At 72.3% G+C, this 20,170-nt stretch carries 20 protein-coding genes; 7 read left to right on the forward strand and 13 right to left on the reverse strand.

Annotated elements, in window-relative coordinates; translation table 11 throughout:
- Positions 1–3: 3 nt before the first annotated feature.
- The gene (locus tag ACWEGE_RS37630; protein ID WP_449665282.1) at positions 4–1,047 is read right to left on the reverse strand and encodes a LacI family DNA-binding transcriptional regulator; all 1,044 of its coding nucleotides are present in this window, start codon (positions 1,045–1,047) and stop codon (positions 4–6) included.
- 487 nt (positions 1,048–1,534) lie between these two features.
- Between ACWEGE_RS37630 and ACWEGE_RS37635 the strand changes: the two genes are divergently transcribed.
- Both ACWEGE_RS37635 and ACWEGE_RS37640 read left to right on the forward strand, forming a co-directional pair.
- The gene (locus ACWEGE_RS37635; RefSeq protein WP_449665250.1) at positions 1,535–2,104 is read left to right on the forward strand and encodes an RNA polymerase sigma factor; all 570 of its coding nucleotides are present in this window, start codon (positions 1,535–1,537) and stop codon (positions 2,102–2,104) included.
- Positions 2,101–3,216 carry a CU044_5270 family protein gene (locus ACWEGE_RS37640; protein WP_449665251.1) on the forward strand — a complete coding sequence of 372 codons (1,116 nt, stop codon included), beginning with the start codon at positions 2,101–2,103 and terminating at the stop codon, positions 3,214–3,216. Before ACWEGE_RS37635 ends, ACWEGE_RS37640 begins: the two co-directional genes overlap by 4 nt.
- A 14-nt stretch (positions 3,217–3,230) precedes the next feature.
- On the opposite strand, the gene ACWEGE_RS37645 is transcribed toward ACWEGE_RS37640, so the two are convergent.
- Positions 3,231–3,881: a helix-turn-helix transcriptional regulator gene (locus ACWEGE_RS37645; protein WP_449665252.1), complete on the reverse strand. Its 651-nt coding sequence runs from the start codon at positions 3,879–3,881 to the stop codon at positions 3,231–3,233.
- 88 nt (positions 3,882–3,969) lie between these two features.
- Here ACWEGE_RS37645 and folE point away from each other — a divergent pair, with 88 nt between their 5' ends.
- Both folE and ACWEGE_RS37655 read left to right on the forward strand, forming a co-directional pair.
- On the forward strand, positions 3,970–4,590 hold the full coding sequence (gene folE, locus ACWEGE_RS37650) for a GTP cyclohydrolase I FolE (RefSeq protein ID WP_449665253.1): 621 nt from the start codon (positions 3,970–3,972) through the stop codon (positions 4,588–4,590).
- On the forward strand, positions 4,590–5,795 hold the full coding sequence (locus tag ACWEGE_RS37655; RefSeq protein ID WP_449665254.1) for an NAD(P)/FAD-dependent oxidoreductase: 1,206 nt from the start codon (positions 4,590–4,592) through the stop codon (positions 5,793–5,795). Before folE ends, ACWEGE_RS37655 begins: the two co-directional genes overlap by 1 nt.
- 2 nt (positions 5,796–5,797) lie before the next feature.
- Here the strand turns inward: ACWEGE_RS37655 and ACWEGE_RS37660 are convergent, their stop codons facing one another.
- The 5 genes from ACWEGE_RS37660 to ACWEGE_RS37680 all read right to left on the reverse strand — a co-directional run bounded on the left by ACWEGE_RS37660 (position 5,798) and on the right by ACWEGE_RS37680 (position 9,869).
- A complete protein-coding gene (locus tag ACWEGE_RS37660) occupies positions 5,798–6,484 on the reverse strand; it encodes a TetR/AcrR family transcriptional regulator (protein WP_449665255.1) in 687 nt (228 codons plus the stop codon).
- Between the two features lie 107 nt (positions 6,485–6,591).
- Positions 6,592–7,098 (reverse strand): hypothetical protein, encoded by a 507-nt coding sequence (locus ACWEGE_RS37665; protein ID WP_449665256.1) that lies wholly within the window; start codon positions 7,096–7,098, stop codon positions 6,592–6,594.
- Positions 7,099–7,151: 53 nt separating this feature from the next.
- Positions 7,152–7,811 carry a response regulator gene (locus tag ACWEGE_RS37670; protein ID WP_449665257.1) on the reverse strand — a complete coding sequence of 220 codons (660 nt, stop codon included), beginning with the start codon at positions 7,809–7,811 and terminating at the stop codon, positions 7,152–7,154.
- Entirely contained in the window at positions 7,808–9,304 is a 1,497-nt protein-coding gene (locus ACWEGE_RS37675; protein WP_449665283.1) for a GAF domain-containing sensor histidine kinase, read from the reverse strand. The genes ACWEGE_RS37670 and ACWEGE_RS37675 overlap by 4 nt, the downstream gene beginning before the upstream one ends.
- A 166-nt stretch (positions 9,305–9,470) precedes the next feature.
- Complete coding sequence (locus ACWEGE_RS37680) at positions 9,471–9,869, reverse strand: pyridoxamine 5'-phosphate oxidase family protein (protein WP_449665258.1); 399 nt, start codon at positions 9,867–9,869, stop codon at positions 9,471–9,473.
- A gap of 243 nt (positions 9,870–10,112) precedes the next feature.
- On the opposite strand from ACWEGE_RS37680, the gene ACWEGE_RS37685 reads away from it, so the two are divergent.
- The 3 genes from ACWEGE_RS37685 to ACWEGE_RS37695 all read left to right on the forward strand — a co-directional run bounded on the left by ACWEGE_RS37685 (position 10,113) and on the right by ACWEGE_RS37695 (position 13,878).
- On the forward strand, positions 10,113–10,727 hold the full coding sequence (locus ACWEGE_RS37685) for a sigma-70 family RNA polymerase sigma factor (protein WP_449665259.1): 615 nt from the start codon (positions 10,113–10,115) through the stop codon (positions 10,725–10,727).
- 489 nt (positions 10,728–11,216) lie between these two features.
- The gene (locus tag ACWEGE_RS37690) at positions 11,217–12,647 is read left to right on the forward strand and encodes a DUF1996 domain-containing protein (RefSeq protein ID WP_449665260.1); all 1,431 of its coding nucleotides are present in this window, start codon (positions 11,217–11,219) and stop codon (positions 12,645–12,647) included.
- A 181-nt stretch (positions 12,648–12,828) separates the two neighbouring features.
- Positions 12,829–13,878, forward strand: a complete 1,050-nt coding sequence (locus tag ACWEGE_RS37695; protein WP_449665261.1) for a DUF2235 domain-containing protein — start codon at positions 12,829–12,831, stop codon at positions 13,876–13,878.
- A gap of 70 nt (positions 13,879–13,948) precedes the next feature.
- Here the strand turns inward: ACWEGE_RS37695 and ACWEGE_RS37700 are convergent, their stop codons facing one another.
- From ACWEGE_RS37700 to ACWEGE_RS37725, 6 genes are all read right to left on the reverse strand, one after another.
- Positions 13,949–14,323, reverse strand: coding sequence for a peptidase inhibitor family I36 protein (locus ACWEGE_RS37700; RefSeq protein WP_449665262.1), 375 nt, complete (start codon positions 14,321–14,323; stop codon positions 13,949–13,951).
- A gap of 177 nt (positions 14,324–14,500) precedes the next feature.
- Complete coding sequence (locus ACWEGE_RS37705; protein WP_449665263.1) at positions 14,501–15,259, reverse strand: hypothetical protein; 759 nt, start codon at positions 15,257–15,259, stop codon at positions 14,501–14,503.
- Positions 15,260–15,396: 137 nt separating this feature from the next.
- Positions 15,397–16,833, reverse strand: a complete 1,437-nt coding sequence (locus ACWEGE_RS37710) for a glycoside hydrolase family 3 protein (protein ID WP_449665264.1) — start codon at positions 16,831–16,833, stop codon at positions 15,397–15,399.
- A 2-nt stretch (positions 16,834–16,835) separates the two neighbouring features.
- Positions 16,836–17,666: a carbohydrate ABC transporter permease gene (locus ACWEGE_RS37715; protein WP_449665265.1), complete on the reverse strand. Its 831-nt coding sequence runs from the start codon at positions 17,664–17,666 to the stop codon at positions 16,836–16,838.
- Positions 17,663–18,649, reverse strand: a complete 987-nt coding sequence (locus ACWEGE_RS37720; protein WP_449665266.1) for a carbohydrate ABC transporter permease — start codon at positions 18,647–18,649, stop codon at positions 17,663–17,665. Before ACWEGE_RS37720 ends, ACWEGE_RS37715 begins: the two co-directional genes overlap by 4 nt.
- A complete protein-coding gene (locus tag ACWEGE_RS37725) occupies positions 18,646–19,947 on the reverse strand; it encodes a sugar ABC transporter substrate-binding protein (RefSeq protein WP_449665267.1) in 1,302 nt (433 codons plus the stop codon). Before ACWEGE_RS37725 ends, ACWEGE_RS37720 begins: the two co-directional genes overlap by 4 nt.
- Positions 19,948–20,170: the final 223 nt, after the last annotated feature.

The raw sequence follows: 20,170 nt of genomic DNA on the forward strand, positions 1-20,170 counted from the left end.
GGATCACCGACCCCGAGTACTCTCCCGCACCACCAGCTCAGCAGCCACAAGATGCCGAGCCCCGGCATCCCCACCGGCCATCCGCTCTTCCAGCAACCCGAACGTCCGCCGCCCGACCTCGATGAAGTCCTGCCGCACCGTGGTCAGCGGCGGCGTGAAGAACTCCGCCTCCGGCACGTCGTCGAACCCGGCCACCTGCACGTCCTCCGGCACCCGGATACCCGCCTCGGTGAACGCCCGCAGCAACCCCAGCGCCATCTGGTCGTTCGCCGAAAACACCGCCTTGAGCCCCCGCTTGCCGACGAGCGCCCGCCCGGCCTCGTACCCCGACCGCGGGCTCCAGTCACCCCGTACCACCGCCGGCACGCGCAACCCGCGGCCCTCCAGGGTCTCGCGCCAGCCGCGCTCCCGGTCGCGGGCCTCCAGCCAGTCCTCCGGCCCGGCCAGGTGCCACACCGTCCGGTGCCCCAGCGACAGCAGGTGCTCGGTGGCGCGGCGGGCGCCGTCGTACTGGTCGACGGAGATCACCGGGACCGGCGCGGACTCGCCGCCGCCGACCGCCACCAGCGCGATGTCCGAGGGCGCCGCCTCGAGCGCCCGGCCGGCCGTGACGTGCGGGGCGATCACCACGATCCCCTCCACGGCCTGGCGCCGCAGGCTTTCCACCGCGTCGCCGATCGACGTCCGGCCGGGCCGCGTCACGCTGCAGATCGCCACGCCGTACCCGGCTTCGCGGGCCGCGTTCTCGATGCCGTAGAGCGTGCTCGCCGGTCCGTAGAGATTGGACTCGAGCGCCACCACGCCCAGCGTGCCGGACCGCCCGGTGACCAGCGCCCGCGCGGCCGTGTTGGGCCGGTACCCCAGCTTCTGCACGGCGGCGAGGACCCGCTCGCGGGTCTCCGGCCGCACCGGCCCGCTCTCGTTGACCACCCGCGAAACGGTCATGTGCGAGACACCGGCCATGCCGGCGACGTCGGCCAGGCTCGGCTGCCGCGGCCCCGGCGGAGAGGTCCTCGTCTGCTCCCCCGGCTTTGCCCGGTCCACCACCCTGGCCCCCTCCACGTCGTACCGTCTCACCACCGAGACGGTACCGCCGAACCGGCGCTTTCCGGACCTCCCGCGCCGGGTCTGGACCACCCGAGCGGAGCAGAGAGCGCTTTCACGGCCGTCTCGACGCGCTGGGCGGCGTTCGCCCTGCTCGCGGGGGTGGGCTCGCGGTCGTGGACGCGCGCACCGGGCCTCTAGGTCCGGGCTCGGCGTCGGTGGATACGGGGGCCGCGGTGGCGGTCGTGGCCACGCTCGTCGTCGGCGCGGGCGGCGGGAGCGTCTCCGGGGATTCCGGCGGCCGCACCGCCACGGCGACGGCCAGTGCCGCCACCACCGCGCCGAGGCTCGTCGCGGCGAGCAGCATCGCGTTCCGTCGGTGCATACCGGCTGTTGTCCGCAGGGGGCCGGGCTGTTCTCCGAATGTGGCGTGCGTCTCATCCGGCCGGGCGAGCCGGGACGCCGGCGGGTGGCCGGGACAACCAGTACCGTGACCAGAATCGTCGAACGGCTGGACCGGCCCGACCTCGCCGCACGGGATCCGAAGGAGATCTTCGCGCGGCTCTTCGACGAGTACGCCCCTCCCCTGCGCGGCTACCTCGCGGGCCGGGTGGGCGTGCACGTCGCCGACGACCTCGTGGCGGAGACGTTCGTCGTCGCGCTGCGAAGACGGTCGAGCTACGACCCGGAGAAGGCGCCGATCCGCGGCTGGCTCTACGGCATCGCCACCAACCTGCTGCGCAACCACGTGCGCCAGGAGGTCCGCGGGCTCCAGCTGACCGCGAAGGCCGGTGTCGAGGAGCGCCCGGCCGAAAACCACGACGCCGCGGTGGCCGGCCGGGTCGACGCGGCAGCGCGGCTGCGCGTGCTCGCCGCCGAGCTCGCCGCACTGTCCGAACAGGACCGCGACGTCCTGCTGCTCACGTCCTGGGCCGGTCTCGAACCGGCCGAAGTCGCCGAGGCGCTCGGGGTGCCCGCGAGCACGGTGCGCTCGCGCCTGCACCGCGTGCGCCACCGGCTCCAGGCCCTGCTCGTCCCCACCGAGGAGAACCAGTCATGAACGAGCTCGACGAGACCCTCGAGCTGCTCCACCGCGACGCCCGCACCGCGCCGGCCGACCTGGCCGCGGCCCGGGCCCGGCTGCTGGCCGAGCTGGACGCGGGAACCGTCCTCCCCCTGCGCCCGAAGCGGGTGCGCCGGTTCGCGCTGCCGGTCGCGGCCGCCGTCGCGGGCGTGGTGGCGGTGACGGTCGTCCTCGCCCAGCAGCACCCGACGACGCCGGCGCCCGGCCCGGCCGCCGCACCGCCCCCGGCGGGCTCGGTCGGCCCGGTACCGACGGCGACCGCCCCGGACGTCCGGCTGATGTCGGCGGTCCAGGTGCTGACCCGGGCCGCGGACCTGACGGTCGGCGCGGCCGACCAGCCGGTCGGGCCGGGGCAGTTCCGGTACGTCGCCGAGCACACCTGGGTGCAGCGCGGGGTCCAGACCGGCGACGGCACGGGCTACACCTACCTGTGGGAGCAGGAGGTCGACCGCTGGATCCCGGCGGACGAGCGCGACGTCTGGCAGGAGACGCGCAGGATCCTGAGCACCGGGAAGTTCCTCGGCGGGTCGGTGCCGCAGGCGCAGGCCCCGGAGCCGGAGCTGACGAACACCGACCAGGGCCGGTGGCAGGGCCGCTGCGGCGACTTCTTCCCGCAGGCCAAGCCCGCGAAGAAGTGCGGCGACGCGACCGACTGGGACAGCCCGGCGTTCTACGCGACGCTGCCGCACGACCCGGCGGCGCTGTACGCGAAGCTGCAGCAGCTGACGAAGGGCCGCGGCTCGACGCCGTCGGTCATGTTCCACTTCGGCGTCGCGATCCTCCGCGCCGGCCAGATGCCGGCGCAGCTGCGGGCGCAGTGGTACCGGGCGCTGGCGAAGATCCCGGGCATCAAGGTCCTGTCCGCGTCGACGAACCTGGACGGCCGCACCGGAGTCGCGCTGGGACTCGACGACCGCCACGAGATCCGCCAGCTGATCATCGACCCGGTGACCGGCGGCTTCATCGGGGAGCGCACGGTCGCCGGCCCCGAGCCCGAGCAGCCGTGGATCAAGCCGGGCACGGAGCTCGGCGCCAGCGCGATCACGACGGCGGTGGCCGGACGGCTCGGCGAGGTCCCGCCGAAGTAGCACCCGGCCGACCGTCAGTCCGCGGCGAGGCGGACGCAGCAGCACCCCGGCCGGGGATCCAGGCGGGCCCGCAGGCCGGTCTCCCCGGTCCCCGCCAGCATCCCTTCGACCAGCCCCAGGTTCATCTCGCACACCAGCCGCGTGTGGGCCTGGGCCAGCCGGTGGAACGGGCAGTTGGCGAGCAGCACCTCGCCACCCTCACGGCGTGGCTCGAAGCCGTTCTCCTCCAGCGCGCCCACGACGTCCTGGCCGCCGGCCGCCAGCGAAGCCCCGCACTCCCTCGCGCGGCGCAGCAGGATCTGCCGCGGGGACCCGCCCGTCTCGTCGGCCTCCTCCACCGCGGCCGCCAGCAGCCCGCCCGCCAGCTCGTACTGGCGTTCCGGCAGGGAGACGCTCACCTGCCGGCCGGACCGCCGGTACAGCTTCGCCGGGCGGCCCGCCCCCGGACCGCTGCGGCCGGTCCGGCGCTCGTGGCCCACCGCCAGCAGCTGCTCCGCCACCAGGCGATCGAGGTGGAAGGCGACCGTCGCCCGGGGAACGCCGAGCGCCGCGGCCACGTCGTCGCGGCTCACCGGCTCCGGGCGGCGGACCACGTACTCGTACAACCGGCGCCGGGTCGGCTCGTCGAGTGCGGCGACGGCGGCCAGCGCCTGGGTTTCCTGCATCACCGCATTCTAAAACAAAGACCTGTTGACGAAAACCCCGGGGGGCTTCTAACGTCAATCTGACTTGATTTTAGAAGGAGGCACCCCCGTGACCGTCGAACCCGTCAGCGCCCCGGTCCCGCTTCGGCACCTCCGTGTCGTGCCCGAGCGCGACGCCGTCGACCTGCACGCGGCCGAGCGCGCGGTCGCCGACCTGTTGCGGGCGCTCGGCAAGGACCCGTCGTCGGAGCACCTCGGCGACACGCCGCGGCGGGTGGCCCACGCCTACGCCGAACTGCTGCAGCCGCGCGACTTCCGGCTGACGACCTTCCCCAACGACGAGGGCTACGACGAGCTCGTGCTGGCGAAGAGCATCCCGGTGCAGTCGCTGTGCGAGCACCACCTGCTGCCCTTCCGCGGCGTCGCGCACGTCGGCTACCTGCCCGGCGAGCGGATCCTCGGGTTGTCCAAGCTCGCCCGGGTCGTCGAAATGTTCGCGCGCGACCTGCAGGTGCAGGAGCGGCTGACCAAGCAGGTCGCCGGCTGGCTGCAGGAGCACCTGGCGCCCAAGGGCGTCGGCGTCGTGATCGAGGCGGAGCACCTGTGCATGTCGCTGCGCGGGGTGCGGGCGACCGGCGCGCTGACCGTGACGTCGTCGCTGCACGGCCTGCTGCGGGAGGAACCCAAGACGCGGCAGGAGTTCTTCGCGCTGACCGGGGTGAGCGCCTGATGGCCGCGTTCGTCATCGCCGGCGCGGGGCTGACCGGCGCGAAGGCCGCGGAAACCCTGCGCGCCGAGGGGTTCGACGGCCGGGTGGTCCTCGTCGGCGCCGAACCGGACCTGCCCTACGAACGGCCGCCGCTGTCGAAGGGGTACCTGCTCGGCCAAGACGACCGCGCGTCGGTGTTCGTCCACGACGAGAAGTGGTACGCCGACCAGGGCATCGAGGTGCTGACCGGCCGGCGCGTCACCGCGCTCGACCGGGCGGCGCACGAGGTGGAACTGGACGGCGGCGACCGTCTCGGGTACGCGAAACTGCTGCTGGCGACCGGGGCGTCGCCGCGGCGGCTGCGGGTGCCGGGCCACGACCTCGACGGTGTCCACTACCTGCGCCGGCTCGCGCACGCCGACCGGTTGCGCGACGCGCTGGCCGCGGGCGGCCGGGTCGTCGTGGCCGGCGCGGGCTGGATCGGCCTGGAGACGGCGGCGGCCGCGCGCCACCACGGCTGCCCGGTGACGATCGTCGAGCCCGGGCCGGCGCCGCTGCACGCCACCCTCGGCCCGGAGCTGGGCGGGTACTTCGCCGACCTGCACCGCCGCCACGGCGTGGAGCTGCGGTTCGGCACCGGTGTGACGGGCTTCGCGGGTGGATCCACCGTCTCGGCGGTGCGCACGGACGACGGGGACATCCCGGCGGACGTGGTCGTCGTCGGCATCGGCGCCCGGCCCGAAACCCGGCAGGCCGCCGAAGCGGGCCTGGCCGTCGACGACGGCGTCCTCGTGGACGCGGGCCTGCGCACGGACGACCCGGACGTGTTCGCGGCGGGCGACGTCGCGAGCGTGTGGCAGGAGCGCTACGGCAGGCACGTCCGCGTGGAGCACTGGGCCGCGGCGACGAACGGCGGCCCGGCGGCGGCGCTGGCGATGCTCGGCCGCGAAGTGGTCCACGACGAGCTCCCGTACTTCTTCTCGGACCAGTACGACGCGGGCATGGAGTTCACCGGCTGGTTCCCGCCGGGCGGCTATGACCGCGTCGTCACCCGCGGCGACGCCGAGGCGTTCCACGCGTTCTGGCTGGCGGGCGGCCGGGTGGTCGCGGGGCTGCACGTGAACAGGTGGGACGAGGGGCTCGACGCGGTGCGCGAGCTGATCCTCAGTGGACGGACCGTGGACGCGGACCGCCTGGCCGACCCGGCCCGGCCGCTGACCGGCTGAGGTCAGCGCGTTCCGCCGGTCAACCCCGCCAAGCCGGTCTCGAGGAGCCGGGCCGCGCGGCGCACGTCCGCGGCGACCGCCCGGCGGACCTGGCCCGAGGTGCGTTCGCCGTCGAGGCTCCGGCGCAGCGCCGTGGACTGGACACCACAGAGCCCGAGCAGGGCGGTCGCGGCGATCCGGCACTGCGGGTCGTCGGCCGCACGGCCGGTCCGGGCGGCCAGCGCCTCGGCGGCCACCTCCTCCAGCTGCTCGGTCATGTCCCGGTGGTACGCCCGCAGCGCGGGGGTCGACCGGACCAGCGCGGTGAACGCCCGGACCCGGGCGCTCGCTTCGGCCAGGTCCGGCTGGGCGTCCAGCCAGGACAGCAGGGCGTCCAGTTCGCCGGCCAGGACGTCCAGCACCGCTTCGACGGGGGTGCGGCCCGCCCGGGCCAGCCCTTCGCGCAGCGCGGTCATCGTGGCTTCGGGCCGGTCGAGGACCAGCGCTTCCTTGCTGGGGAAGTAGTTGAAGACGGTCTTCTCCGACACCTCGCAGGCCGCGGCGATCTCGGCGACGCGGACGGCGTCGAAACCGCGCTCGAGGAACATCGCGGTCGCGGTGTCGGTCAGCCGCCGGCGCATCAGCCGCTTCTTGCGCTCCCGCAACCCCTCCGCGCCGGAAGCCTCCCAGTCCACCGTGGGCAAGGTCATGCGCCCACTGTAGTGACCGGGCGCCGCGCACCGGAGTTCGGTGATCGCACCGCCCGCCTCCGGCACTGTCCCGGTTGGACGCGCACGCGCACGTGCCGGCCCGCCGGCTAGTCCTCCCGCCGGTGCCGTCCACGCCGGACCCCGGCCAGTGCGCGGACCCGGGTCGCCAGGTCGCCCCGGCGTTCCCGGCGGGCGTACTCCAGCAACGCCTCCGCCTGGTCCCGCGGCAGCCAGCCGCGGTCCGCGCCCGCCTCCAGGCGCAGCAGGTGGGTCACCAGCTCGCGCGACTCCGCGTCGTGCTCGCCGGCCAGCTCCGCGAACCGGCGGGCCGCCTCCGCCTCGCCGTCGCACCAGGCCGTCATCGCCAGCAGCGTCGCCGTGGCCGTCATGATGTCGCCGCGGTGGACGCCTCCCTCCGCCGCCAGGTGCTCCGCGAGCTGGAAGCTGCGCGTGCCCACGCCGCCGGCTCCCTCGCGGCGCACCGCGTCCGCGAGTGCCCTGATCTGCCCTGTGACGTAGTCCTGCGCGACACAGTCCCCGCCCGACAACCCCGCCATGTCGTCCCCTCTGCCGGCGCACGCGAACTCGTGCGTCACCCGACAGGTGTACTCCATCGGTGGCTGGATACGTCGGACGCCCCACCGGTTTCGTCCGATCGGCCGGGAAATCAGCCCGATCGTCCGGGTTCGCCCCGCCGCTGGGACATGTACACCGCCGCCGAGGTGCGCCGCTCGACGCCGAGCTTGTGCAGCACCGACGAGACGTAGTTCTTCACCGTCTTCTCGGCCAGGAACAGCCGCTCGGCGATCTGCCGGTTCGTCAGGCCCTCGGCCACCAGGTCCAGCACCCGCCGCTCCTGCGGGCTCAGCTGTTCGTACCGCGGGTCCGGGGTCGCGACGTTCTCGCCGCGCAGCTTGTTCATCACCGATGCGGTCAGCGTGGCGTCCAAAAGCGAGCCGCCGGCGGCGACCGTGCGGACGGCTTCGACCAGCGACCGGCCCGACACCTGCTTGAGCATGTACCCGGCCGCGCCCGCCATGATCGCGCCGAACAGCGCTTCGTCGTCCGAAAAGGACGTCAGCATCAGGCAGGCGGGCGGCGGCTCCACGGTGGACCGGATCTCCCGGCACACCGCCACGCCCTCGCCGTCGGGCAGCCGGACGTCGAGGACGGCCACGTCCGGGCGCGCCTGCGGGATCCGCACCAGCGCCTCGGCCGCCGTCCCCGCCTCCCCGACCACCTCGATGTCGGCTTCGGGTTCGAACACGGTCTTCAACCCGGTCCGGACCAGCTCGTGGTCGTCCAGCAGGAACACTCCGATGGTCATCGCGCACTCCCCTGCTCACCGCTCATCGCCGGCAGCTCCGCCGTCCATTCCAGCCGCGACCCGCCGTCCTCGCCCGCCGCCAGCACGCAGTGGCCGCTCCACCGGGCCGCGCGCGAAGCGAGGTTGGCCAGGCCGCTGATCCGGCCCGCCTCCGCCGGCGGCCCGGCCCCGTCGTCGCGCACCACCAGCGTCAGCCGCCGGCCGAGCCGGTCCACCGTGACCTCGACCGAAGACGACCTGGCACCGGCGTGCCGGGCGATGTTCGTCAGCGCTTCCCGCAGCGAGGCGATCAGATCGGAGCGGACCGCGTCCGGCACCGCGGCGTCCAGCGGCCCGTCGAAGCCGACGCGCGGCTCGAAGCCGAGCGCGTCCCGGGCGTCCACGGCCACCCGCAGCAGCTCCGCGCGGAGGCTGCCCTGCGCCTGCGCGGGCGCCTGGAGCGAGAAGATGCTGTTGCGGATCTCCCGGATCGTGCCGTCGAGGTCCTGGGCGAACCCCGCCACGCGCGCGCCGACGCCGGCGTCGGCGATCAGCCTGCTGACGCCCTCCAGCCCCAGCCCGGTGGCGAACAGCCGCTGGATCACGAGGTCGTGCAGGTCGCGGGCGATCCGGTCGCGGTCGGAGAACACCGCCAGCTGCTGGCGCGCCTCCTGCGCCCGGGAGAACTCGACGGCGAGGGCGGCGTGCCCGGCGAAGGTCTCGGCCAGCTGGACGTCGGATTCGGTGAACGGCGAGCGGTCGCGGAACTTCGCGACCACCAGCACCCCGAGGGTCTCCTCGCCGACGATCAGCGGGACCGAGATCGCCGAGTCGAGGTCCTTGATCATCGCGGGCATCGGCGCGTCGTGGTTGCGCTGCTGCTCCTGCACGTGCTCGCCGTAGTCGCGCACCACGACCGGGTGCCGGGTGGTGAACGCCATCCCGGTGGCGGTGCCCTCGGTCGGCACGGTCAGGCCGATGAGGCGGTCGGCGTCCTCGCCCGGCGGCTCGACGACGTCGAACACGAGCCGGCCGGGACCGTCGGGCCGGGCGATCGCCCCGGCCGTCCCGCCGGCGACGACCCGGGCGCGCTCGGCGACCAGCCGCAGCGTGGCCCGCAGGTCCTGGGCCGAGAGCAGCGCGCGGGTGACGTCGTAGGACGCCTCGAGCCAGCGTTCGCGGCGGCGCATCTGGTCGACCAGCAGCGCCTTTTCCACGGCCATCCCGGTGGCCGCGGTGAGCGCGCCGAGCACCTCGCGTTCGCGGCCGCCGAACCCGGCGCCGGGCTCGACGGTCAGCGTGCCGTACGTCTGCGTTCCCGCGCGGACCGGCAGCTCGATCGCGCCCGGGCCGAACGGGCCCCGGCCGTATTCGGCGGTCTCGCCGCCGGTCAGGACGAGCCGGCCGCGCCGGGCGCCGAGCAGCTCGCAGATCGCCGCCACCGCGCGGGCCGGCAGCGACGTGAGGTCCAGCTCGCGAGCGATGCCGCCCACCGCGGCCAAGATCGCCGGCATGCTGAGTTCGTCCGCCACTTCCCGTCGACCCCGTCGGTTGCGCTGGTATCCCGGGCCTGCCCCGGGCCGTCAAGGGTCCCACAGGTCACTGCCCGTGTCGGCCCAATCCGGTTCGTCCATCCGGTGGGTCGATGACGGGCGCCGATCCGTTACGGCAATCGGGGGCTCACTCCGCGTGGCACGCGAGCCGGTGACCGCTGATGGTCTCCGCCGGGACGCGCAGGAACCGGTGGCTCGCCCGGGCGGCGGCCGGGCAGGGGCAGGAGAGGTCGACGGCCACGGACTCGGTGGCGCGCCCCAGCAGGCTGACGTACCAGCCGTCGCCCAGGTCGGCGGCGAACTCGTCGACCTCGAAGGCGACGACGGCGTCGCGCGCGCCCGCGTAGAGGGGGCTGCCGGGCGGGACGGCGAACACGACGGCGTCGTCGACGACCGTGAAGCGCACCGGACGCACCGCCGGCATGGCCCGGTGGGTGTAGATCACCCGGCCGAGGTTCGCCGTCCGCAGCAGGGCGAGGCACTGCTGCCGGTCCAGCAGCAGCCCGAAGCCCACGTCGTCAACCATCACGTCCCTGTGTTTCTCCTGTGAAAATCCCCGGCCACCAGCGTGATCGGTTCGCCCGGTCCGCCGATAGGGCCGTTCGGCCCGGCCGTTGCGGGCGGCGGCGGCATGCACAGCAGGCCGGTCCGGACCAGGGCCGGAAGACCCGGTTCGGGACGGCCGCCCGGCAGGTGCGGCGGCCACGCGCAGTCACCTAGCGTCGTGACCGTCCGTTGCGATCTTCACGAAAGAGGGAGTGAGGGCCTGATGCCGCCGCACTCCGCCGAGGGTGGTCCCACGCCCACGGCGACGTTTTCCCTCGATCCCGCGCTCATCCGGGCCGCGGTCCAGGGCAACCGCGCCGCGGTGGCGGCACTGCTGCGCGCACTGCGCCCGATCGTCTTCCGCTACTGCCTCGGCCGGCTGCGCACGTGGCAGGACGGTTCGTCGGACGCCGAGGACTGCGCCCAGGACGTGCTGCTCGCGCTCGTCCGCGCCTTGCCGGGGTACCGCCTCGAGCCCGACGGCTTCGTGCCGTTCGTCTTCGGCATCGCCGCGCACAAGGTGTCCGACTTCCACCGCCGCCGGGCCCGCGACCGCACCAGCCCGGTCGCCGAGCCACCGGCAGGCCGCTCCGGCGGCCCGGACCCGACGAGCGAAGAGGCCGAACGTTCCGCGGCGCTCGACTGGTCGTCCGGGCTGCTCGACACGCTCCCGCCGCGCCAGCGCGAAATCCTGGTGCTGCGCATCATCCTCGGCATGACGGCGGAGGAGACGGCCGCCGCGGTCGGCCTCGGCAGCGCGGGCGCGGTCCGCGTCGCCCAGCACCGCGCGCTCGCGACGCTCCGGCGCAGCCTGCTCGCGCACAAAGAGGCGTCCTGAGGGATTCCCGCGCGTCCGCCGTGAATGGAATCGAGGTCGCCATTCCCCGCATTCCACGGCAATTCACCGCGAAGACCGGGCTGCGGGCATTCGACCGGTCTCACCGGGGTATACGGATGCCGGTTCACTTCGGTTCAAACTTTTTTCCGGGCGCCCGCCGGGAGGCGCACTTCCCCAGGTCAGAGCACCCTTCCGCTACGGAAACACGAACCGCGCCTGACGGGTTGTAACTGTCGAAAAGAACTTCTTGCCCGGTGTCAAGCGACCGTGTAGCTTCCATAACGGAACGATAACCAGCCGGTTGACGGCGCGGCCACGGGCAGGTGACCGCGCACCCACTGATGTCGGGTCAGTGGACCAGCCGGGAATCGTGCCGTGCCGACGCATCGAAGAAACCCGTGACAGAACCCCGCCTGATCGGGACGAGCCTGGGCTCGTCCCGGCTCAGTGTCGCGCGTTCCCGCCAGCCCGACACCGGAGGATTTTCCCATGTCCCGCACCCAAGGACGGCATCGCCTTTCCCGCCGGACCAAGATCGCGACCGGCGGCCTCGCCCTCGCGATCGCGGTCGGCGGCATCGTCGTCGCGACGACCACCGGCCACACCGGTGAAGCCAGCGCCGACGAAGCGAACCCCGCGTTCTTCGTCGACATCCTGAAGGTCCAGCCGAACCAGTTCGACCCGCGCCCGGTCTACGGCGCGGCGACCGGCACCTTCACCGTCGACTGCGGCCGCAACGAGAACCAGCACTTCAACCCGGACAACTTCATCGCCCAGCCCGGGGTCCGCAACGGCGCCCAGCACCTGCACGACTACGTCGGCAACCTCTCGACGAACGCCGACTCGAACAACAAGAGCCTGGTCAAGGCCGGGACCACCTGCCGCAACGGCGACAAGTCCGCCTACTTCTGGCCCGTGGTCCGGATCGACACCGGCGAAGAGGAGAAGAACGAGCCCGCCAAGAAGCCCGACGGCGACCGGGCGCAGGCCGACCGCGAGGCGAAGACGGTCCAGGTCGCCTGCCCGGACGTCGCCAGCAAGCTCACCGACATCCCCGACCAGGCCATGGCCGAGGTCGACAGCAACCTCGACCAGCTCGACACCCAGGCCGACGAAGCCAACCAGCGCATCGCCTCGACGCAGGGCCAGGGCGGCCAGGACTTCGTGCGCAACGCGATCCTCGACCCGCTGAAGGACCGCCGCAGCGCCATCATCGACCGGATCGCCACCGCGATCGGCCGGTTCACGCAGAAGCCGGGCGACCTCGGCGGCCTCGCGCCCTGCACGACGAAGCCGGGCAAGGACACCGGAACGCCGGCACCGCCCCCGAGCACGACGGCCGGCGGGACGCTGCCCGGCCAGGACGAGAACAACGAGCTGCCCGGCAACGACGGCAAGATCCTGCGGCCGCAGCGCGTGCAGATCACCTTCCGCGGCAGCCCGGTCGGCAAGGTCGTGGCGATGCCGCGCTTCCTGCGCGTGCTCTACGGCGACGCGAAGGTCTCGACCAACGGGCCCGCCAACGCCAAGGCGAGCTGGACGTGCACCGGGTTCGAGAACCGCCTCACCGACAAGTACCCGATCTGCCCCGACGGCAGCAAGGTCAAGCGCGTCCACACCTTCCCGAGCTGCTGGGACGGCAAGAACACCGACAGCGCCAACCACCGCACGCACATCGTGTTCCCGGACCGGTTCGGCCGGTGCGGCAACGGGTTCAAGGCGGTGCCGCAGCTGCAGATTTCGCTGACCTACGACATCCCGCACGACATCCAGCTCAAGAAGCAGTACAAAGTGGACGCTTTCCCGCAGGAGAAGCACAACCCGCTGTCCGACCACGACGACTTCGCCAACGTGATGTCGCAGCGGATCATGAACGGCCTGGTGAACTGCGTGAACCGCGGACGCACCTGCCGGGCGTGACGGGCGGACCGGCGGCGCACCCGGGGATGGTGCGCCGCCGGTTCCCCGCGAGAACGACCGCGCCCGCCGGTCGAGCACCGATCCGTGGGGATCGGGCAGCGTCACACTCGCGGGTGGCCACCACGGCGTAACGCGACACCCCCCGGCTGCGACTCACGAGGGTCCGGACCGGGGAGGAAGCATGGCGAAACGCCTCGTGATCTGCTGCGACGGCACCTGGAACAGCCTCCGCCAGCCGGCACCGACCAACGTGGGCCAGCTCCAGAAGGTGGTCGCGGCCGCCGATCCGGCCGGTACCGAACAGCGGGTGTACTACCACGAAGGCGTGGGCACCGGAAAGCTGTGGGACCGCCTCATCGGGGGCGCGTTCGGCGTGGGCCTCTCCGCGAACGTGCAGGACGCCTACCGCTTCGTCGCCGAAAACTACGAGCCGGGCGACGAGCTGTTCTTCTTCGGCTTCAGCCGCGGGGCCTACACCGCGCGCAGCACCGTGGGTTTCATCCGCAACTGCGGCGTCCTGCGCCCCGGCGAGCTCGGCCGGCTCGAGGAGGCCTACGGGCTCTACCGCGCTCGTGACCGGGCGACGTCCGGCCCGGACAGCCCGCGCGCCCGCGAGTTCCGCGCGAAGTACGCCCGCGAAGACCGGACGCCCATCCGGTTCGTCGGCGTCTGGGACACCGTCGGCGCGCTGGGCATCCCCCTCAGCGGCGGCCGGCTGATCCACCTGCTGAACAAGCGCTGGCAGTTCCACGACATGGAGCTCACCTCGATCGTGCAGGCGGCGTACCAGGCGCTGGCGGTGGACGAGCACCGCAAGTCGTTCACCCCGGCCGTGTGGACACCCTCGAAGGCGGCGAACGGCCAGATCCGCGAGCAGGTCTGGTTCGCGGGCGCCCACTCCGACGTCGGCGGCGGCTACCGGCAGCCGGCTCTGTCGAACCTCGCCCTGCGGTGGATGGCCGACCGCGCCGAGCAGTGCGGCCTCGCGTTCGAGGAGAACGCCTTCGCGTACCTGGCCGCGCGCGACGAGCTCGGCGAGCTGCACGATTCCCTCAACGCGTTCTTCCGGTGGTTCGGCTCGGCGAACCGCGTCATCGGCGCGGCGGACCCGGAGACCGAGTTCGCCGGCTCGTGCGCGCTGAACCGCAGTGAGCAGATGCGGCCGCCGTACCGGCCCGGGAATCTGCTCGCCTACCTGGCGGACCCGGCGCACCGGGTGCTGAAGATCTGACGTCCCTTGTGGATGGACGCGAAGGGCGGTGGCACCGGGGTTTCCGGTGCCACCGCCGCTTTCCGGCGGCTCAGCAGGCCCCGCGACGCAGGGAGCTGATGGTGTTCTGCCGGTTGTACTGCGAGGTGTTGCCCCGCCAGTTGCCGACCGGCCACGGGCTGCCCGACACGCTGGCGTAGTTGATGTCGGCGAAGGTGCACCAGACCACCCCGGTCCGGTTCCACACCGACCACACGTGGTCGTTCAGGTTGAATTCGCGCAGGTCCGGCGCCCCCGACTGGAAGCGCGCCATCGCGCCGTTGCCGTCGGTCGAATACCAGGCGCAGAACCACCCGTCCGGGCAGTCCCACCAGGCGTCGGTCGACGCCTGGGCACTCCCGGCGGGCGCGACCACCGCGAGCGTCGCGAGTGCCACCCCGGCGCACAGGCTTTTGAACCACCGCATCCGTGAACCCCTTCCGTCGGTGTCCGGCGGCACCTCCGCCGCCGGTCCGCCGCGAGCACGCCCATCCCGGCCGTGCCGTTGAGCCACGGGGGTACACCTCACCCACCCGAGTGAGGCGGAAAGGACTGCGGGCCCCTGTCCGGGAGAGGTGGACAGGGGCCCGCACAGCACGGAGCGTCAGTGGTTCACCTTGAACCACGGCTGCGACCAGCCGAGGTAGGTCTGGCCCCACTTCTGCTTGATCTGCGCGATCGTGGTCTCGGTGTAGCTGCCGTAGCCGTTGATGTCGTTCGACAGGAACTTGCCGTCGCCGATCGAGATCATCGTGTGGCCCGCGCCGCTGCTCTTGAAGAACGCGAGGCCGCCGGCCGGGACCTGGTAGTCGCCCGGGTGCTTGTACGAGGACGGGATCTGGGTCCAGTGGATGTAGGCCGTCTCCGAGCCGGACGCGGAGAAACCGTAGTTCTGCGCGTTGATCCGGTCGCACCAGCCCTCGTAGGCGTCCTGGTCGTTGGTGTGGATGCGGGTCTTGGCGTAGGCGACCGCCTCCGCGCAGGTCCGGTGGTCGCCGAGGCCCGCGGTCGAGCAGGTCTGCGTCGTGCCGTCGCAGTCCGGGGCCACGCGGCCGTCCGAACCGGTGTAGACGTAGGCGTCGCTGATGTAGCCGTTGCCCACCTTGTCCCAGATGTCGCTCGTCCCGTACTTGCCGTCGACCGTGGATCCGTTGGTCTGGCAGGTGATGGTCACCGCGGTCCCGTCGGCGATGGTGCCGACGGAGGCGGCGCTGGTGCTCGCGGTGGCCCGCACGGTCAGCGCCGCGCCGGAGTCGGTGTGCACCGTCCCCGTCGCCGCCAGTGCCGGGCTCGCGCCGACGACCGCGATCGCCGCGGCGATACCGGCCACCCCGGCCACGCGCTTCACGATCCCCATGTTCATGGTTCCGTCCTCCAGTTTTTCGGTGTGCGGCAAGAATCGCGACCACCGGTACAAGCCCCGTACAAACGGCGGCGGGACTTCTGGAGATACGACAAACGGGACGAAACCCCGGCACAATCCCGAGGTTTCGTCCCTTTTCAGGCCAGATATTCCGCGGCGGCGCGCAGGCTGACCCAGGAGCCGCTGAAGGTGTCGATCCGCGGGCCGTCGCCGACGGGCCCCGGCACGCCGGTTTCCACGCGGATGAAGTCCACCGCCGACAACGCGTCGAGCAGCGCGCGCACCTCCGGGTGACGGTGGGCCTCCCGCGTCACCACGACGACGCTGCCGGGCTCGCGGGCCGCCGCCAGCACCGCGGCCGCGTCGTCCGGCGTCGCGGTCATCGTCCGGGTGCCCGGCACGAGCTCGGCCAGGTGCGTGCCGAGGCCCCACGGCATCGGCCCGGCCGCGATGGTCGGCTCGGTCTGGACGTCGACCACCAGCGGTGGCCCGTCCAGGCGCGGCTCGCCGTGCACCCGGAGGGCCTTGCGCGCCGCTTCGAGGCCGAGCCGCCGGTCGACCGGGCCGACCGAAGCCGGTGCCGGGTCGGTGCCCAGCGCCGCCGTCCGCGCCGCCGCCTCCGCCAGCCGCTCCAGGGGCAGCTCCCCCGCCGCGACCGCGGCCACGATCGCCGAGACGCAGGCGTCCAGGTGGTCAGCCTCGAACGCCGCGCCGCCGAGGCACAGCGCGTCCGCCCCCGCGGCCAGTGCCCGCACGGCCGAGCGGCCCAAGCCGTCGTGGCGCCCGTACGCCCCGGACACCGCGCCCATCTCCAGCGCGTCGGTGATCACCGCGCCGGTGAAGCCGAGCTCGCCGCGCAGGACGTCGGTGAGCGCGGTGCGGTTGAGCGTGGCCGGCTCGTCGCCCCAGGCGCGGACGACCAGGTGCCCGGACATCACCGAGCGGACCCCGGCCCGGATCGCCGCGGCGAACGGGACCAGTTCGATCTCATGCAGCTCTTCGACGGTCCGCGGCAGCACCGGCAGCGCGACGTGCGAGTCCTCGGTCGCCGCGCCGTGGCCCGGGAAGTGCTTCGCGCACGCCGCGACGCCGTACTTCTGCAGGCCCGTCACGTAGGCCGCGACATGGGGTGACGCCTTCGCCGGGTCGGACCCGAACGCCCGGACCCCGATGATCGGGTCCTCGGCGGCCAGGGTGAGGTCCGCACAGGGCGCCAGGTTCACCGTGACGCCGCAGGCCGCCAGCCGTTCGCCGAGCGCGGCCGCGACGGCCGTGGTCAGCTCCGGCTCGTCGGCTGCGCCGAGGGCCAGTGGCCCCGGCACGAACGACCCGGTGCCGACGTCCAGCCGGGTGACGTCGCCACCCTCCTCGTCGATGCCGACCACCACGCCGTCGCGCCCACCGCGCAGCTGCGCGGTCAACGCGGCGACCTGCTCGTCGTCGACGACGTTGCGGCCGAACAGGACCACCCCGCCCAGTCCGTCGTCGATCCGGCGGCGCAGCCAGTCCGGCGCGGTCGTCCCGGCGAACCCGGGCAGGAGGACGGCTTCGGCGAGTTTTTCCGGAGAGGACACCGCTATCCCTTCACCGCGCCGGCGGTCGTGCCGGACACCAGCTTGCGTTGCACGAGCAGGAAGAAGATCAGCGCCGGGATCGCGTAGATGACCGACGCGGCCATGACGCCGCCCCAGTCGGTGGCGAACGCGGTGCGGAACGACGCCAGCCAGACCGGCAGCGTTTCCTTCGGCTTGTCCCGGATGAAGACCAGCGCGAACAGGTACTCGTTCCAGGCGGTGATGAAGCTGAACACCGACGTGGTGACCAGGCCCGGGCCGAGCAGCGGCAGCGTGACGCGCCGGAAGGCGCCGGTCTGGCTGCAGCCGTCGATCATCGCGGCCTCTTCCAGCTCGTACGGGATCCCGTTGACGAAGCCGTAGAGCATCCACACGGTGAACGGCAGCGTGGTGGCGAAGTAGATCAGCAGCAGCGACGGCAGCGTGTTGAGCAGCCCGGCGTCCTTCATCAGCAGGAACAGCGGGATGAACAGGGCCGACACCGGCGCCAGCTGCGCCACCATGACCAGGACCAGGAACCCCTTGCGGCCGGTGAACCGCAGCCGCGAGAGCGGGATCGCCGCCAGCGTCCCGGCGACCAGCGCGCACAGCACCGACCCGACCGTGACGATCAGGCTGTTCATCAGGTACGTCGGGAAGTTGTCCTTGCCCAGCGCGGTGGCGAAGTTGCCGAACGAGAACGACGTCGGGATCAGGTCGTACTTCGGCGACAGGATCTCTCCCGGCGTCCGCATGGACGTGACGAACATCCAGTAGGTCGGGAAGAGGATCAGCAGCGCCACGACCACGCCCACGACCGAGAGCGCGATCCGCTGCGGCAGCGACTTCCTCACTTGAGATCACCTTCCGGGGTCCGGACCAGCAGCTGGATGTACCGGCCGGTGATGAGGGCCAGCACGATCAGCATCAGCGTCGCGATCGCGCCCGCCGCGCCGAAGTGGTTGCCCGCGATGCCCTTGAGGTACAGCACGACGGCCAGGGTGGTGCTGCCGCCGTCGGGGCCGCCCTCGCGGATCGCCCAGATCTGGGCGAAGGCGTTGAAGTCCCACAGCACCGACAGGAACGTCACCATCGTGGTGATCGGCCGGATGGCGGGCCAGGTGACCGCGCGAAACGTCTGCCACGCGCTGGCGCCGTCGATACCCGCGGCCTCGTACTGCTCGCGCGGGACGCCGATGATGCCCGCGTACAGCGAGAACGTCACGAACGGCACGGCCTGCCACACGATGAGCAGGCCGATCACGGTGAGCGTGCTCGGGCCGCTGGAGAACCACGAGAACCCGATGAAGCCGTGGAAGCCCAGCCGGTCCAGGGTCTTGTTGAGGATGCCGTACTGCTCGTCGAAGATCCACTGGAACACCGTGGTCGTGGCGATCACCGGCGTGGCCCAGGCCAGGACCAGCGTCACCTGCACCATGATCCGCACGACCGGGTCGAGGTGGCGCATGAGCACGGCCAGCAGCAGGCCGCCGAGGATGGTGGCGGCCACGATGGCGGCGGTGAACACGAGCGTCCGGACGGTGATGGTCCAGAACTCCGGGTCGGACAGGGTGGTCGCGTAGTTGTCGAACCCGATCCAGATCGTCTTGCCGGAGACGAGCTGGCCGATGTCGAGTTTGCGGAAGCTGATCGCGAGCACCTGGACCAGCGGCCAGGCCAGCAGCACCAGGATGGCCGCCAACGCGGGGAGCAGCAGCAGGTACGGGAGCACCCGGTCGCCGAACCGGCCCCGCCTGCGCTTGGTCACCCGGGTGTCGCGCGGCGATGCCGGCGGGGTGGCCCCCGCCGGCATCGTCACATTCGCGGTCGCGGTCATCCGCCGATGAGCTTGTTCAGCGCTGCGTTGGCGTCGGCGGTCGCCTGGTCGAGCGTCTTCTTGCCGGTCAGGTACGCGGTCAGCATGTCCTTGACCGGGTTCTGGCCGGACTCCACGTCACCCCACTTCGGGCTGGCCGGCACGGCCTTGCCGTTGGTGGACGCCTTGGCCATCACGCTGCCCAGCGGGTCCTTGTCCAGGCCGGTGAGGTCGGTCGACGTGCCGGGCACGACGCCGGCCGCGGCGAGCTGGCTCTGGTACTTCGGGCTGGAGAGCAGCTTGATGTACTCCTTGGCCGCGGCCACGTTCTTGCTGTTGGCCGGGATCGCCAGGTTGGAGCCGCCCAGGAAGACCGGGGCGCTCTGGCCGGCGGTCTTGCCCGGGATGGCGAACGCGGCGGTCTTGTCGGTCAGGCTCGCGTCGGTCTTGGCCGCGGTCGCGAGCTCCCACGGGAGGCCGATCATCATGGCCACCTTGCCGGCGCCGTAGACGGTCGCCTGCTGCGGCTTGGCCTCGTCGGCGTCCTTCGGGGCCTTGGTGCCGGAGGTGTCGACCAGCTTCTTGTAGAACTCCAGACCGGCCTTGGCCTCGGGGGTGTCCAGGGTGGCCTTGTAGTTCTTGCCGTCGGCCTTGGCGATGTCACCGCCGTTGTCCCAGATGAACGACAGCAGCGCGTACCAGTTCTGGCCCGGCATGTAGAGGGCCTGGAAGTCCGGGTCGGAGCCGAACTTGGTCTTCAGCTTGCCGATCGCGTCGATCCACTCGTCGTTCGACGCCGGCGGCTTGGCGATGCCGGCCTGCTCGAACATGTCCTTGCGGTAGATGACCTCGCGGTTGGCCGCGTAGAACGGAACGCCGTAGGTCTTGCCGTCGTAGCTGCCGGAGTCGGCGAGACCCTTGAGCCACTGCGAGCCGTTGAAGCTGTCCTTCTCGGCGGTCAGGTCGGTCAGGACGCCGTCCTGCGAGGCGAACGCCGCGGTCTGCGTGTTGCCGATCTCGATGACGTCCGGCGGCGCGCCGCTGGCCAGCGCGGTGGTCAGCTTCTGCTGGATGCCGTCCCACTGCTGGATTTCGTACTTGACCTTGACCCCGGGGTGCGCGGCCTCGAACTCCTTGTTGAGCGCGTCGGTCAGGGTGGCCGGCGCGGAGCCGGTCATCAGCCAGACCGTGACGGTCCCGCTCAGCGGTGCGTTGCCGCTGGACGAGGCCGCGGTGTCCGAGCCGCCGGAGCCCGCGCACCCCGCGGTCGCGAGCGTGAGTGCGGCGGCGCCCGCCGCCAGCTTGAGCCAGCGTTTCACTCGATGCCGTCCTTTCCATGCCCGGCCACCGCGGCCGGACGCCCCAAATGGTGTAGACCAATGTTGGGGTTAGAGTGGTACGTACCACAGGCCCTGTCAAGGCGGTTGCCGGAACGTTGTAAACGCATGCGAGGAGTAGCCGGGCCGTTACCGGCGCCGGGAGAGGTGGCGCCAGAAGTCGTCCGGATAGGCAGCCGTCCCGCACGTTTTTCACCGCTGGGGC

This window comes from Amycolatopsis sp. NPDC004747 (assembly GCF_053601335.1).

Excerpts from the sequence above, each read along its gene's own strand:
- ACWEGE_RS37660 (WP_449665255.1), bottom strand. The coding sequence starts at position 6,484 with ATGACCTTGCCCACGGTGGACTGGGAGGCTTCCGGCGCGGAGGGGTTG.
- ACWEGE_RS37685 (WP_449665259.1), top strand. The coding sequence starts at position 10,113 with ATGCCGCCGCACTCCGCCGAGGGTGGTCCCACGCCCACGGCGACGTTT.
- ACWEGE_RS37655 (WP_449665254.1), top strand. The coding sequence starts at position 4,590 with ATGGCCGCGTTCGTCATCGCCGGCGCGGGGCTGACCGGCGCGAAGGCC.
- ACWEGE_RS37645 (WP_449665252.1), bottom strand. The coding sequence starts at position 3,881 with ATGCAGGAAACCCAGGCGCTGGCCGCCGTCGCCGCACTCGACGAGCCG.
- ACWEGE_RS37665 (WP_449665256.1), bottom strand. The coding sequence starts at position 7,098 with ATGGAGTACACCTGTCGGGTGACGCACGAGTTCGCGTGCGCCGGCAGA.
- ACWEGE_RS37720 (WP_449665266.1), bottom strand. The coding sequence starts at position 18,649 with ATGACCGCGACCGCGAATGTGACGATGCCGGCGGGGGCCACCCCGCCG.
- ACWEGE_RS37670 (WP_449665257.1), bottom strand. The coding sequence starts at position 7,811 with ATGACCATCGGAGTGTTCCTGCTGGACGACCACGAGCTGGTCCGGACC.
- ACWEGE_RS37705 (WP_449665263.1), bottom strand. The coding sequence starts at position 15,259 with ATGAACATGGGGATCGTGAAGCGCGTGGCCGGGGTGGCCGGTATCGCC.
- ACWEGE_RS37640 (WP_449665251.1), top strand. The coding sequence starts at position 2,101 with ATGAACGAGCTCGACGAGACCCTCGAGCTGCTCCACCGCGACGCCCGC.
- ACWEGE_RS37695 (WP_449665261.1), top strand. The coding sequence starts at position 12,829 with ATGGCGAAACGCCTCGTGATCTGCTGCGACGGCACCTGGAACAGCCTC.
- ACWEGE_RS37675 (WP_449665283.1), bottom strand. The coding sequence starts at position 9,304 with ATGCCGGCGATCTTGGCCGCGGTGGGCGGCATCGCTCGCGAGCTGGAC.
- ACWEGE_RS37680 (WP_449665258.1), bottom strand. The coding sequence starts at position 9,869 with ATGGTTGACGACGTGGGCTTCGGGCTGCTGCTGGACCGGCAGCAGTGC.
- ACWEGE_RS37690 (WP_449665260.1), top strand. The coding sequence starts at position 11,217 with ATGTCCCGCACCCAAGGACGGCATCGCCTTTCCCGCCGGACCAAGATC.
- ACWEGE_RS37700 (WP_449665262.1), bottom strand. The coding sequence starts at position 14,323 with ATGCGGTGGTTCAAAAGCCTGTGCGCCGGGGTGGCACTCGCGACGCTC.